This window comes from Streptomyces hamibioticus (assembly GCF_047946815.1).
Classification (GTDB): Bacteria; Actinomycetota; Actinomycetes; order Streptomycetales; family Streptomycetaceae; genus Streptomyces.
The window spans coordinates 7,015,224-7,028,338 of the sequence record NZ_JBKKQY010000001.1; the positions used below are offsets into that span (position 1 = coordinate 7,015,224).

16 protein-coding genes are annotated in these 13,115 nt (G+C 72.5%); 8 read left to right on the top strand and 8 right to left on the bottom strand.

Annotated features, from left to right (window positions below; translation table 11 throughout):
- Positions 1-85: 85 nt before the first annotated feature.
- From ACLGIH_RS32010 to ACLGIH_RS32020, 3 genes are read right to left on the bottom strand one after another with little or no spacing between them, the layout of a single operon-like run.
- Positions 86-814: a metallophosphoesterase family protein gene (locus ACLGIH_RS32010; protein ID WP_416528776.1), complete on the bottom strand. Its 729-nt coding sequence runs from the start codon at positions 812-814 to the stop codon at positions 86-88.
- A complete protein-coding gene (locus ACLGIH_RS32015) occupies positions 814-1,107 on the bottom strand; it encodes a hypothetical protein (RefSeq protein ID WP_416528777.1) in 294 nt (97 codons plus the stop codon). The genes ACLGIH_RS32010 and ACLGIH_RS32015 overlap by 1 nt, the downstream gene beginning before the upstream one ends.
- A complete protein-coding gene (locus ACLGIH_RS32020) occupies positions 1,104-1,808 on the bottom strand; it encodes a nucleotidyltransferase family protein (protein WP_416528778.1) in 705 nt (234 codons plus the stop codon). Before ACLGIH_RS32020 ends, ACLGIH_RS32015 begins: the two co-directional genes overlap by 4 nt.
- Positions 1,809-1,970: 162 nt before the next feature.
- Here ACLGIH_RS32020 and ACLGIH_RS32025 point away from each other — a divergent pair, with 162 nt between their 5' ends.
- Positions 1,971-2,279, top strand: coding sequence for a hypothetical protein (locus ACLGIH_RS32025; protein WP_416528779.1), 309 nt, complete (start codon positions 1,971-1,973; stop codon positions 2,277-2,279).
- Positions 2,280-2,350: 71 nt separating this feature from the next.
- On the opposite strand, the gene ACLGIH_RS32030 is transcribed toward ACLGIH_RS32025, so the two are convergent.
- Positions 2,351-3,532: a PP2C family protein-serine/threonine phosphatase gene (locus ACLGIH_RS32030; RefSeq protein WP_416528780.1), complete on the bottom strand. Its 1,182-nt coding sequence runs from the start codon at positions 3,530-3,532 to the stop codon at positions 2,351-2,353.
- Between the two features lie 165 nt (positions 3,533-3,697).
- Between ACLGIH_RS32030 and ACLGIH_RS32035 the strand changes: the two genes are divergently transcribed.
- Both ACLGIH_RS32035 and ACLGIH_RS32040 read left to right on the top strand, forming a co-directional pair.
- The gene (locus ACLGIH_RS32035; RefSeq protein ID WP_416528781.1) at positions 3,698-4,111 is read left to right on the top strand and encodes an SRPBCC family protein; all 414 of its coding nucleotides are present in this window, start codon (positions 3,698-3,700) and stop codon (positions 4,109-4,111) included.
- A 185-nt stretch (positions 4,112-4,296) separates the two neighbouring features.
- The gene (locus tag ACLGIH_RS32040; RefSeq protein WP_416528782.1) at positions 4,297-4,911 is read left to right on the top strand and encodes a hypothetical protein; all 615 of its coding nucleotides are present in this window, start codon (positions 4,297-4,299) and stop codon (positions 4,909-4,911) included.
- Between the two features lie 76 nt (positions 4,912-4,987).
- Here ACLGIH_RS32040 and ACLGIH_RS32045 read toward each other — a convergent pair whose 3' ends face one another.
- Complete coding sequence (locus ACLGIH_RS32045) at positions 4,988-5,350, bottom strand: peptidase M23 (protein WP_416528783.1); 363 nt, start codon at positions 5,348-5,350, stop codon at positions 4,988-4,990.
- 3 nt (positions 5,351-5,353) lie between these two features.
- A complete protein-coding gene (ctaD, locus tag ACLGIH_RS32050) occupies positions 5,354-7,060 on the bottom strand; it encodes an aa3-type cytochrome oxidase subunit I (RefSeq protein WP_416528784.1) in 1,707 nt (568 codons plus the stop codon).
- A gap of 288 nt (positions 7,061-7,348) precedes the next feature.
- Here ctaD and ACLGIH_RS32055 point away from each other — a divergent pair, with 288 nt between their 5' ends.
- The 4 genes from ACLGIH_RS32055 to ACLGIH_RS32070 all read left to right on the top strand — a co-directional run bounded on the left by ACLGIH_RS32055 (position 7,349) and on the right by ACLGIH_RS32070 (position 10,666).
- On the top strand, positions 7,349-7,543 hold the full coding sequence (locus ACLGIH_RS32055) for a hypothetical protein (RefSeq protein ID WP_416528785.1): 195 nt from the start codon (positions 7,349-7,351) through the stop codon (positions 7,541-7,543).
- Positions 7,544-7,821: 278 nt separating this feature from the next.
- Entirely contained in the window at positions 7,822-8,865 is a 1,044-nt protein-coding gene (locus tag ACLGIH_RS32060) for a polyprenyl synthetase family protein (protein ID WP_416528786.1), read from the top strand.
- 164 nt (positions 8,866-9,029) lie between these two features.
- Positions 9,030-9,905, top strand: coding sequence for an ABC transporter ATP-binding protein (locus ACLGIH_RS32065; RefSeq protein ID WP_416528787.1), 876 nt, complete (start codon positions 9,030-9,032; stop codon positions 9,903-9,905).
- Positions 9,902-10,666: an ABC transporter permease gene (locus tag ACLGIH_RS32070; RefSeq protein ID WP_416528788.1), complete on the top strand. Its 765-nt coding sequence runs from the start codon at positions 9,902-9,904 to the stop codon at positions 10,664-10,666. Before ACLGIH_RS32065 ends, ACLGIH_RS32070 begins: the two co-directional genes overlap by 4 nt.
- Positions 10,667-10,711: 45 nt before the next feature.
- Here ACLGIH_RS32070 and ACLGIH_RS32075 read toward each other — a convergent pair whose 3' ends face one another.
- Positions 10,712-10,948, bottom strand: coding sequence for a hypothetical protein (locus tag ACLGIH_RS32075; RefSeq protein WP_416528789.1), 237 nt, complete (start codon positions 10,946-10,948; stop codon positions 10,712-10,714).
- A 193-nt stretch (positions 10,949-11,141) separates the two neighbouring features.
- Between ACLGIH_RS32075 and ACLGIH_RS32080 the strand changes: the two genes are divergently transcribed.
- Positions 11,142-11,756: a CAP domain-containing protein gene (locus tag ACLGIH_RS32080; RefSeq protein WP_416528790.1), complete on the top strand. Its 615-nt coding sequence runs from the start codon at positions 11,142-11,144 to the stop codon at positions 11,754-11,756.
- 26 nt (positions 11,757-11,782) lie between these two features.
- On the opposite strand, the gene ACLGIH_RS32085 is transcribed toward ACLGIH_RS32080, so the two are convergent.
- On the bottom strand, positions 11,783-12,835 hold the full coding sequence (locus ACLGIH_RS32085; protein ID WP_416528791.1) for a terpene synthase family protein: 1,053 nt from the start codon (positions 12,833-12,835) through the stop codon (positions 11,783-11,785).
- Between the last annotated feature and the right edge of the window lie 280 nt (positions 12,836-13,115).

The window sequence follows — 13,115 nt, forward strand, 5'->3', positions numbered from 1 at the left end:
GGTCGCCGCCATGCGGCACGGCTCCCCGGCCGGCGAGCCGTGCCGCATGGCGGCGACCGGTGCCGCGACCGGTCGGTGCCCGCGATCAGCCGGCGCCGTGCAGCCGGTACACGTTGAAGGCCCGGCGGATCACCGGCTGAGCCACATTGCGCACCCGGACGCCACCCGCCGTCATGCCGTGCTCCGTGCCCAGGTGCGCGTGTCCGTGCACCGCGAGATCGGCGCCGGCCGTGTCGATCGCCTCCGCCAGCAGATAGCTGCCGAGGAACGGGTAGATCTCCAGCGGCTCGCCGGCCAGCGTGTCGGCCACGGGAGAGAAGTGGGTCAGCGCCACCCGCACGTCGCAGCCCCGGTCCTGAAGCTCCTTCAGCGCGGAGCCCAGCGCGTCGGCGCTGCGTCGGGTGGTGCGCACGAACTCCTTCATCAGCGGCTCGCCGAACTCCCCGGCGCTGCGGCCGACGAACCCCCCGCAGAAGCCCTTGACGCCGGCCACGCCGACGCGGGCCCCGTCGCACTCCACCACGGTGCTGTCGCCCTCCAGGACCGTCACCCCGGCGTCCTGGAGGATGGCGGTGACCTTCTCGGGCTGCTCGTCGTGGTGGTCGTGGTTGCCGAGCACGGCGACCACCGGCACCGGCAGACCGCGCACCTCCTGCGCCACCACCCGCATCTCCTCCGGCGTGCCGTGCCGGGTGAGGTCCCCGGCGAGCAGCAGCAGATCGGCGGACTCGGGCAGCGTGTCGAAGGCGGGGCGCAGCAGGCCCTGGCTCTCCGGGCCCATGTGGATGTCTCCGACGGCGGCGACGCGGACCATCACAGCTCCTCCGCATGATCGGGCCGGGTGGTCTCCGCGACCACGATGTCACTGTGCACGGTCAGCCCGGCCAGCTCCTCGTGGACGACCCGCAGCAGGGTCTCCCGGCACTGCACGGAGGGCACCGTGCCGGTCACCACGACGGCCCCGGCCCGGATCTCGGACCGCACCCCCAGTTCGCCCAGCTCCTCGGCGGCGAGCCGGTCCTTGAGGTGGGCGACCCGGTACTCGACGTTCTGCGCGGGGGGCGGGGCGCCCGCCGCGGGGCCCTGGTGGGCGACGGGGTCGCTCATCGGTCCTCCTCCTTCGAGTCCTTCGGGGGAATGATCTCCAGCCGCTCCAGGATGAAGAAGAAAGCGGCCGGCATCGCCTCGTCCCCGCAGTCCCGGCGCACCGCCGCCCAGTCGATCTTCTCCCGCAGGGTGCGGGCGATCGGCAGCACCGCCCCGAAGTCGCAGTGGTGCTCGGAGAAGGCCGCCAGCAGGCTCCGCATGAGGTCGGTCGGGGACAGCACCGGCATGAGGACGGAGTCGACCGACAGCTCCTCGGCCCGCCCCAGCAGCTCCGCCGAGACCGGCTGGTGCGCCATCTCGAAGATCAGATCGACCTGCTGGCCGAGGCAGGTCGCCTTCAGCAGCCAGTCCTCGGGCGGCGTGTAGACCGTCAGCCCGGCCTCCCGCAGCGCTTCGGCGACGGACCCGGCGTCCTCGGGACGGATGCAGAAGTCGACGTCGTGCTGGAGGTTCTGGGTGCCGCCGTGCGCGTACACCGCGACGCTGCCGGCCAGGGCGAACGGCAGCCCGGTCTTCTTGAGCAGCGAGCCGACCTGCTTGGCGGCCTGGAGAATCGCCTGGTTGCGGTCGATCGGCAGGTCGTCACCGGCCGGGCCGGCCATGCCGTGCTGGGGGACCGGCCCGGGGGGCCCTGCTGCCAGACGGAGTTCGGACACGCCGGCGCGCTGGTCGAGAGCGTTGTCGTCGGCGGGCTGCGTCATCGCTGTCCCCTTTCCGGACCGTGCCGTGCTGCTCCGGCCACCAGGGAGGACGGGTTCCCCCGAGGCCGCCTCGATGTCCTTCGGGTACCCGGCGCCGAGGCGTCGACACGATCCGCGCCGATCCGGGCACTCGGGGGGCATGAATCCGGGCACTCGGGGGGCATGAACACGAACGACAGGCAGCACAGCGGCGCGGACGAGCGCCGGACCGTCGAGCGGCTGGTGTCGGCCTGGCTGGCGGAGACCGAACGGCACGACGACGCGGCGGCCCGCGAGGCCCGCGTCGGCTGGGAGCAGGGCTCCCTCAGCCCCCGGGCCGCCGAGGACCTGGCCACCTGGGTGACCGCCCGGGTCACCGACACCGGTTTCAACGAGGACGAGGGCCCGCAGGTCGAGGGGCCGCTGCGGATCACCCCGGCCGACAAGGACACGGTGCACGACTGGCTCCGGTCCCAGGGGCACCCGGTGTGAGACCCGCACGCGGACCGGACGGGCGGTGGGACCCGCGGCCCCCGGCCGGTGGGGACCCGCTCCGCCCCGGCTCACCCGGACGGGGGCCGCCACTCGAACATCAGCAGCGTCGCGTCGTCCCGCAACCGGTCGGTCTGCGCGTCCAGGATCGAGTGGATCAGCCGGCGCAGCGCCTCCGGGGCCAGCTCGCCGCCGGCCGTGGCCCGGATGACGTAGTCGGCGAACCGTTCGAGGCCCATCATCTTGGCCTCCCGGGTACGGGCCTCGGTGATCCCGTCGGTGTACATCAGCACCCGGTCACCGGGCTGCAGCGCCATCTCGTGGGTCTGGCGCGGCCGGGAGGCCAGCAGGGACGGCAGCCCCATCGGCGGGTCCGGCTCCCGCTCCATCGCGTCGATGAGCAGCTCGTCGTCCCGGATGAGCAGGGGCGCGGGATGCCCGCAGTTGCTCCAGCGCAGCACGCCGGTGGCCAGGTCGAGCTGGGCGACGACCCCGGTGCAGAACTTCTCGGGGAGCCACCGGGACAGCGCGTCGTCGATGCAGTCCACCAGTTCGGGCAGGTCGGCACCGGTCCGCCGGGCGTTGCGGCAGGCGGCCTGGGACACCGAGCTGGTGAGACCGGAGGCGAGGTCGTGGCCCATGGCGTCGAAGACCGAGACGTGCAGGGTCGTCTCGGTGAGCGCGTGGTCGAAGGCGTCGCCGCCCATCTCGTAGGCCGGCTCCAGTACGGCCGTCGACACCACGTGGGCGTTGCCGATCGTGCGCGGCGGCAGGAAGGCCCGGAGCATCTCGGAGGGAAGCTGCATCCGCTCCGTGCGGGTGCGCCGTACGAAGGAGTCCTCGAAGGCCCGCTTCGACGTGATCATCATCGCGAGCAGGGAGGCGAGCGCCCGGCCCCGGGTCAGCGACGCCGCGGTCAGGGAGGCCTGGTTGACGGCCAGGACACCCAGCCGCTCCGCCCCGTCCAGCAGGGGGTACCAGGCCGTGATCCCGCCCGTCTCCGACTCCTCCACGCGCAGCGACTGCGTGCGGTACGCCCAGCCGGCCAGCGAGCCGTCCACGGGCATGGCGGAGGCCACGTCGGTCTGCGGGACGAGATGGCGCTGCTGGATGTCGACGAGGTACACCACGGCGTGCTGCAGACCCAGCGCCCGGGCGCAGCGCGCCACGGCGGTGGACAGGTCCAGCGTCAGATGCTCCGGATCGGCGAGGAACTCCAGGAGCAGTCCCTCGCTCGGCTCTGCCGTCGACACTTCGTCTCCCCTCGTCGGAGATCCGCCGGAACGGGACGCACTGCCCAGCAGTCTGGCACCGGCCGGCCTGCCTCGCGCGCCGAGCGGATCACCCCGGGCACGCTTCGTGCCCGCCGTCCGGGGCACGCGGTCGGTGCGCCCGACACCGAGCCGAGGAGGGACGCCATGACCGAGTACGAACGCTCCCGCACCATGACCGCCCGGCCCGAGGACGTCTTCGACCGGGCCGCCGACATCGACGGACTCGACACCTGGCTGCCCCGGGACCTGCACGTGCACGCCGGGGAACCGCCCGCCGTCACCGTCCACGAGGACCGCACCGACCAGGACACCTCCGCGCTGCTGCGCGCCCGGCGCGAGCAGATGCGGCTCGAATGGGGCACCCGCGAGCAGGGCAGCTACGCGGGCTGGCTCCAGGTCGCCGGTATCGGCAGCGGCGCCAGTGAGGTGACGGTGCACCTGTCGTTCTTCGACGACAGCCACGACCCGGGACGGCGGGAGGTGACCGAGGCCCTCGACACCAGCCTGCGGCGGCTGGAGGAGCAGGTACAGGGGCACACCGGGCGCGCGGCGGACTGACGGGCCGGGCGGACTGTTGCCCGGCGGTGACAATCGGGACGGATCCGTTGCGGTGGAGGAGGGCAACGTTCACGGGTGCTGCCGGGTCGTACAGGGTGCCGGGACCGGGAGCGAACGGGAACGCGGTGCGCGCTCCCGCCCGGTCCGGCCCGACCGGCACCGTGACCGACCCACATGGGGGAAACATGTCCGTCCGTGTCCGAACCGCCCGCATCGCCCTGACCGCGTCGGCAGCCGCGGCGGCGCTCGCCGTGACCGCCGTCCCGGCCGCCGCCGCTCCGTCCGCCGCCACGCCCCGCTTCCTGGCGCCGGCCGAACTGCCGCCGCACCCGACCTCCGGCTGGTACGCCGGACCGGTCACCGCCGGGCAGCCGGACCCGCTGCCCCTCTGCGTGGGCGAGGCCCTGCCGTCCACCTCCACCCACCGCCGGTACTGGACCGAGTACGACACCGGTGCCCTGCAGGTCACCGTGGTGGAGCGCACCACCCAGCGGGCCAAGGAGTTCGCGGCCCAGCTGCGGCGGGATCTCGCCGACTGCGCGCGGACGCTGATGGAGCAGTACCCCGAGATCACCGCGAAGCAGAAGTACTACGGCCGGCTCGACGTCCAGGAGGGCGCCCACGTCTACGGCATCCACACCGAGGCGACCTGGGGAGCCTCCGACATCGGCCTGATCTCGGTGGGCCGGGACGGCCGGACCGTGACCGTCGTGAACTGGGGTCAGATGGGCACCTTCCGGCACGCCCAGGTCGCCGACTTCAAGGCGACCACCGTCCGGGCCGTCGAGAAGCTCCACTGACCGCATGCGTGCGGGGGCGGGCCGGTCGATCCGGCCCGCCCCGGCGCGCCGTGCGGCGCGCGCCGACGTGTCGCCCTCAGCAGTCCGGGACCCCGGCGATCTTCTCGCCGCCCCGGAGGTAGAGGTTGTCGACCCAGGCGATGCCGCTCCCGGAGAACTCCTGGACCGCCGTCCACCAGCGGTTGCCGCCGACGGCCGGGTCGTTGACGTACGCGCCGCGCTTCTGGCACACGGCGTCCAGCCAGTACTGCGACCGGACCGCGAGCACGTTGGACTTGGTGGTCGGGTGCTGGCGCAGGTTGACGTCGGTGGCCCGGATGCAGACGTCGGTGAGTGCCGGGTCGCCGCCGGCGGGCGCGGCCGGAGCGGCCTGTGCCGTGGTGGCGGGCGCGCCGGCGGTGAGCGCGGCCGCGGCCAGCACGGTGGCGCAGCGGCGCATCGGTCACCTGGCGTCCGGACCCTCCGGCTCCACCGCGTCCCGCCGTCCTGAGTACTCGGCCTGGTCGAGGCGGGAGATGCCGGGGTGGTGGAGGTCGAAGGCGGGGGATTCGGAGCGGATTCGCGGCAGTTGGCAGAAGTTGTGGCGGGGTGGGGGACAGGAGGTGGCCCACTCCAGCGAACGCCCGTACCCCCAGGGGTCGTCCACCTCGACCTTCGTGCCGTGTCTGGCGGTCTTCCACACGTTGTACAGGAACGGCAGGGTGGACAGGCCCAGCAGGAAGGCGCCGACCGAGCTGAGTGTGTTCAGCGCCGTGAAGCCGTCGGCGGCCAGGTAGTCGGCGTAGCGGCGGGGCATGCCCTCGGCGCCCAGCCAGTGCTGGACCAGGAACGTGGTGTGGAAGCCGACGAACAGCGTCCAGAAGTGGATTTTTTCCAGGCGGTGGTCGAGCATCCGGCCCGTCATCTTCGGCCACCAGAAGCTGAATCCGCCGAACATCGCGAACACGATCGTGCCGAACAGCACGTAGTGGAAGTGCGCCACCACGAAGTACGAGTCGGTGACGTGCCAGTCCATCGGCGGCGAGCCCAGCACGACCCCGGTCAGGCCGCCGAACAGGAACGTCACCAGGAAACCGGCCGCCCACAGCATCGGCGGCTCGAAGGACAGCGAGCCCTTCCACATGGTGCCGATCCAGTTGAAGAACTTCACGCCGGTGGGCACGGCGATGAGATACGTCAGGAAGGAGAAGAACGGCAGCAGTACGGCACCGGTGGCGAACATGTGGTGCGCCCAGACGGTGGCCGACAGCCCGGCGATGGCGATGGTGGCCCCGACCAGGCCCATGTAGCCGAAGATCGGTTTGCGGGCGAAGACCGGGATGATCTCGGTGATCACACCGAAGAACGGCAGCGCGAGGATGTACACCTCGGGATGGCCGAAGAACCAGAACAGGTGCTGCCAGAGGATCGCCCCGCCGTTGGCCGGGTCGAACACCTGAGCGCCGAAGCGCCGGTCGGCCTCCAGGGCCAGCAGCGCCGCGGCCAGCACCGGGAAGGCCAGCAGCACCAGGACCGAGGTGAGCAGGATGTTCCAGGTGAAGATCGGCATCCGGAAGATCGTCAGGCCGGGGGCGCGCATGCAGATGATGGTGGTGATGAAGTTGACCGCGCCGAGGATGGTGCCGAACCCGGACAGTGCCAGCCCCATGATCCACAGGTCGCCGCCGACGTACGGGGAGCGCAGCGGGCCGCTCAGCGGGGTATAGGCCGTCCAGCCGAAGTCGGCGGCGCCCTGCGGGGTGAGGAAGCTGCCCAGCACGATCAGCCCGCCGAACAGGAACAGCCAGTACGACAGCATGTTCAGCCGCGGGAACGCCACGTCCGGCGAGCCGATCTGCAGCGGCATCACCGCGTTGGCGAACCCGGCGAAGGTCGGGGTGGCGAACAGCAGCAGCATGATCGTGCCGTGCATGGTGAAGGACTGGTTGTACTGCTCGGCGGAGAGGAACTGCAGTCCCGGCCGGGCCAGCTCCGCGCGGATCGCCATCGCCAGCGCCCCGGCGATCAGGAAGAAGGCGAACGACGTGACGAGGTAGAGGTGACCGATCCGCTTGTGGTCGGTCGTGGTCAGCCAGGAGACGACCACCCGGCCCCGGGCGCGGCGCCGTGCCGCCCGGGCCGGAGCGATCGGTTCGGTCTGTGTCGCCATGGGCATCCTCGGTCGGTGCGGGACGCGCGGGCGGGTTCCGCGGGGCGGTCGCCGCGGCCGCGCTGTGCGTACCAGCGCAGCCCACGCCCGGGCGCACCGGCGGACGCCACGTCAGATGACGGGCGAACTGAGGCCGAATGGCTGAGCGTTTCTATCCGACCGGGTGGGTCGCCGGACGCCCTGGTGAGCCGGGCCGTCGTCACCCGAATGGCCCTCGACCGGTTCAGGTCACAGGGCGATCCGGTGTCTCCTGGAGAGTGACAGCGGCGTCCACGCTGGGAGGCCGAAATGTACGAGATGTGCGTGGGCCCGGAAGAGCCGGGCGGAGCACTGGTGTGGCATGTGATGGCCAAACAGGCCGCGGCCACCCTGTGCGGACAGAAACTGCGCGAACGGATCGCGGCGACCGACGGCGAGCGGGCACGGCACTGCCCGGACTGCATGGCGTCGTTCGAGAAACTGATGGCCACGACATCGTGCTGACGGACGTCGTGCGACCGGGGCCGCCCCACCGCATCCCGCGGCGCGGCGGCCCCGGCCGTGCGGTCGGAGTGATTGTCGGCTGGGTGCATGGTCATAGGGCTGCGCTGCCCCGGTGATCTTTCCGCGGCGGGTGCGCCGTGACGTCTCCGGGCGGCGTGTCAGCCGATTGACTGGCGCAGCGGCCGACGCCGTGCGCCGCCGTCGGCCCCCGAGGTGTCCCCCGGTCGCCCCGTCCTTCCGTCCTGCCCGAAACCCCGTGTCCTCGCAAGGAGTTGTACGTGTCGCAGATCACCGACCCGGCCCCCACAGGTGTCGTTCCACGTCTGGACTGGGTCGACGACGCATTCTCCCCCGCCCTGCGGGCGGCGATCGAGTCGCTGCCGGCGGCGGAGAGCCTGGTGGCCCGGTACCACCGGGGATGGTGCGAGGCCGACGGTGCCCCCCGCGCCACGGCGTCCGGCGGCGGCAAGACGGTCCGTCCGGCGCTGACGCTGCTGTCCGCGGTGGCCGTGGGGGCGAGCCCTTCGGACGCGGTGCCCGGCGCCGTGGCGGTGGAGCTGGTGCACGACTTCACGCTGCTGCACGACGACGTCATCGACGGCGACGCGCTGCGCCGGCACCGGCCCGCCGCCTGGTCGCTGTTCGGCACCCCGGCCGCCGTGCTCACCGGGGACGCGCTGCTGGTCGCCGCGCTGCGGGCACTGGCCGACGGGCCGCCGAACCGGGCCGCGGCAGCGGTGCAGGAACTCGTCTCCGCGCTGCTCGAACTGGTCGAGGGGCAGAGCCGCGACGTGGCGTTCGAGAAGGCCCACGAGGTGTCGGTGGCGGACTACCTCGACATGGCGGCCGGCAAGACCGGTGCGCTGATGGGCTGCGCCTGCGCCCTGGGCGGCGTGCTGGCCGGCGCGGACGCAGCCCGGATGGGCGGGCTGCGGGAGTTCGGCCGCCGGCTGGGCGTGGCCTTCCAGTGCGCGGACGACGTCCTGGGCATCTGGGGCCGCTCGGCGCGCAGCGGCAAACCGGTCGGCGCGGACCTCGCCGCACGCAAGAAGTCACTGCCCGTCGTCGCGGCCCTGGCCGCCGGCGGCCGGGCGTCCGAGCGGCTGCGCGCCCTGTATCGCGCACCGCAGCCGCTCGGCGACGACGACATCGCCCTGGCCCGCCACCTGGTGGAGGAGGCGGGCGGACGGCAGGCGGCCGAGGAGGAGGCACGGCGCCAGCTGGCGGCCGCGCTGCGCTCCCTGTCGTACGCCCGGCCGACCGCGGACGCCTACCGGCAACTGCACGACATCGCCTGGGCGATGACCCGGCGCGAGGCCTGAACCGACCCGTAACGACGAGCCGACCCACCGGGGCGGCGGGCCGGCGGTTCCCGTGACTTCGGTCCCGGAGGGGCGTTGTCCCAGCCGAGGCCGCCTTCGGACCCTCGCCCCGGCCGTGCCGTGGCCGCGTCGCGCGGCCCGGCCCGACGAAAAACAGTGGAGCCGTGCAGCACACCGAGCACAGCACAGCACTTCCGGACGACCTGCCGGCCGTCGCCGCCTACGGGCTGCAGGTGGCCCGCGGCACTCATCCGGTGCTGCGGAACGTCAGTTTCACCATCCCCCGCGGCTGCATCGTCGGCCTGCTCGGGCCGAGCGGCTGCGGGAAGACGACGCTGCTGCGCTGTGTGGTCGGCGTCCAGCAGCCGACGGCCGGCCACGTCCAGGTCCTCGGCCACGCCGCCGGCGCCTGGGCGCTGCGCACCCGCGTCGGCTACGTCACCCAGGCCCCGTCCGTCTACGCGGATCTGACGGTGCTGGAGAACCTGCGCTACTTCGCCGCCGCCCTCGGCATGCGGGGCTGGCGGCGCGAGGACGCCGTGGTGCGGGTGGTGAAGGAGGTGGACCTCGCGGCGTACGCGGACCAGCCGGTCGCCCGGCTCTCGGGGGGCCAGTACTCGCGGGTGTCCCTGGCGGTGGCCCTGCTGAACCGGCCCGACCTGCTGGTCATGGACGAACCCACGGTCGGTCTCGACCCGATGGTCCGCCGGGATCTGTGGCTGGTCTTCCAGCGGCTGGCGGAGGAGGGCACCACGCTGCTGGTCTCCAGCCACGTCATGGACGAGGCCGACCGCTGCGACCGGCTGCTGCTGATGCGCACGGGCCGCCTGCTGGCCAGCGCCGACCGGGAGAGCCTGCTGGAGCACACCGGCTGCGGCGAGGTGGAGGAGGCGTTCCTGCACCTGGTGCGGGCCGCGGCAGCGGCCGAGGCCCGCGCCCGGCAGCGTGACTGTCCCGACGGCCCCGTGCCCCACCTCCTCGACCAGGCCGGCGCACCCGACGCCGAGCGCACCTTCTTCGCCGCGGACACCCTCACATGACTGCCACGCATCTGACCGACCGGCTGCCGTTCTCGCCCACCATCACCACCGCCACGGCGGTCCGCGTGTTGCAGCAGATCTCCCGGGACAAGGGCAGCACCGCCCTGCTGCTGGGCATTCCCTGCATGCTGATGGTGCTGCTGAAGCTGATGTTCCACGACTCCGAGGCCACCTTCGAACGGGTCGGTCCGCAGGTCTTCGGCATCTTCCCGGTCATCGTCATGTACCTGGTGGCGTCGGTGTCGACGCTGCGTGAGCGCACGTCCGGCACCGCGGAACGGCTGCTGACCATGCCGGTACGGCGCCTGGACATCGTCCTCGGCTACAGCCTCGCCTTCGCGTTCCTGGCCCTGCTCCAGGCGGTGCTGTCCACACTGCTGGCCGTGGGCCCGCTGGGGCTGGACATCAAGGGCCCGGCCTATCTGCTGATGGTCATCGCCATGCTCGGCGCCCTGCTGGGCCTGGCGCTGGGCCTGCTGGTGAGCGCCTTCGCCCGCAACGAGTTCCAGGCGGTGCAGTTCCTGCCCGCCGGGGTCCTGCCCCAGTTCCTGGTGTGTGGCCTGTTCGTGTCCCGGGACGAGATGCACGGCGCCCTGTCCGCCGTGGCGAAGGTGATGCCGATGACGTACGCCGTGCAGGCGGCGGGCGAGGCCGCCGGACACTCCGGCATCACCGGGCTGTTCGTGAGGGACGCCCTGCTGATCCTCGCGTGTGTGATCCTCGTGCTCGTGGCCAGCGCCGCCACCCTCAAACGCCGGTGAGGGCCGTCGGATCGACGGCCCTCACGCGCACAGCCGACCGCGTCCCTAGCGCTGCAGCCCCCAGGAGAAGCCGCCGGAGACGCTGCCATACTTCGGGATCTCGAACGGGCCGAAGTGCATCGGCGGCTCGTGACCGCCGTGACCGCCGTGCCCTCCGCCGGGACCGGGCGAGATGACGCCCGGGGCCGGCAGCGGCGCGGCGCCGGCGGCCGACACGGCACCGCCCGCGGTCACGGCGAGCGCCACCAGCGAGACGAGGGCGGCACGACGCAGCAACGACATGGATAACCTCCAGGAACGATTCGGAAAACGGGGAAGTGGACTGTCGCCACCATATCCAATGCCGCTTGCCGAAAGCGTTGGAAATAGGGTCGTGTTCCCCCGAATGAAGGGGGAAGTCGAGCTGCGAATACACGAGCCGAAAAACACCTCCCCATACAAATTCAGGTATGGAGGGTGGCGTGTGAAAGGAAAGGTGGAACCGAAATTGTCCGGGACCTGGAAGACGGTGATCGCGGCCTGCGCGGCGCTCGCGGCGCTGTGGGAGATCCGCACCGCACCGGCGTGGGCGGGGCCGCCGCCCGTGCCGTCACCGCCCGCCCCCTACCAGGCACCCCTGTGGCCGACGCCCGAACCGGGCCGGTGGCAGGCCCCGTCCGCCCCCCCATCCGTCCCGGCCGCCCCGCAGAGCCACGAGCCCGCCGGGGGCGACCGGCGCGTCCGCATGGTCGCCGCCGTCAACCAGCACCGCCGGAAGGCCGGCTGCAAACCGGTGCGCGCGGACGCCGCCCTCGGCAGGGCCGCCCAGGCGCACAGCGAGCAGATGGCCCGCCGTCACCGCCTCACGCACACCGGAACCGACGGCAGCAGCCCCGCCGACCGGATGCGGGCCGCCGGATACCCCGTCGGCTCCGCGGGCGAGAACCTGACCGCCGGTCCCGGCACCGCCCAGGCCGCCGCGGCGGTGTGGATGCGCAGCCCCGCGCACCGCGTCATCCTGCTCACCTGCCGCTACACCCACGCCGGCGTCGGTGTCGCGGACGGGGCCGGCGGCCCGTGGTGGACCCTGGACCTGGCCTCGGGCCGCTGACACCCGCCGCCGGCGCAGACGGCCGGTCAGGCCAGGTCCGCGTCCCACCACCAGGCGATGCCGGGAGCGCCCTCCACCGGCCCGGGGCGGGTGTCGGCCGGTGCGTCGGCCCAGGGCGGCAGCGTGTCGTCCATCGCGTCGGGCCAGTGCCCGAGGCTCAGGTAGCGCGGCACCCGCAGTCCCCACTCGTTGTTGCCGCGGATGCCGTACCTGAGCCCCTGGAGATAGGTGGCCAGCGCACTGCCGGCCGACGGGCGGACCCGGTCGTGGAGCTGCAGGAACCGCAGCAGGATCCGGTCCCGCACGGCGGTGGCGAGTTCCACCGCCTCCGGCAGCGAGCAGGACCGCTCCTGCATCAGCACGGTGTAGATGTTCTGGTCGGCCTGCCCGCCGGACAGCTCCTTGACCAGCGAGTGCCGGTCGTTGTCCAGAGCGGCCACCATGATGGCCATCTCCGTCAGCGCACGGACCGCCGGCCGGTGCATCTCCCGGTCGGGGACTTCGGCGCCCGTCGCCAGTTCCAGCAGGGCGAAGGTGGGCAGGCCGCCCGAGGACAGCAGCCGCAGGCAGAGGAAGTCGTCGAGGTCCGGCATGAGCCCGGTCGCCTGGTTGCCGATCTGCCAGGCCACCCCGGACAGCCACGCGCGGTGGGCGTGCGCGAACCGGCTCACCTGCGTGGGCGGGGAGAAACCGCGGAAGCGGCGCACGATGTCCTGCAGCGCGGGGACGAACCGGTCCGTGTCCGCCGCCGAGTCCGTCTCGCAGGCCCGCTGGACGCGCCCGGCCAGAGCGTTGAACTGCGCCGGCCGGGTGCTCAGCGGGCCGCTGTCGCAGCGGGCGTCGTCGAAGGCGAAGCCCCAGTACACCCACAGGGCCGTGGCCAGCAGCCGGTCGTCCTCGGCCACCGGGGCGAACCGGGCGAAGAAGTCGGTGCTGTGCGTGGCCACGGTCCACGCCTTCTCACGCTCGGTGGCGCACATTCCACTGGCGCCGATCCATTCCACGGCCCGTTTCTCGACCTGCCGGACCCGGGGATGAATGGCGGACTCGAGGGGGCAGTAGATCGGCGGCAATTCCACGCCGGATACGGTGGATGCGCGAGAACCCATGACGAACGGGCACCTTCCGGTTGGGAAAACGGGAATGTGCCAACGATCATGCGGAAATGGCCGAGCCGATGACGGCAGGCCATCCCGCCGGGCGGACCGGGTCATTCGAAAGAGTGGTCGCCGCTTGGCCGTTGATGCCGGTTTCGGGGGGCGAGGGGGTCACGTGCGGCACCGGCCGGGCCGGGTCCGGCCATCACCCGCATGACGCAGTGTCATGGCGTCGGGCCGGGGCACCCGCAGTTGTGCCCGG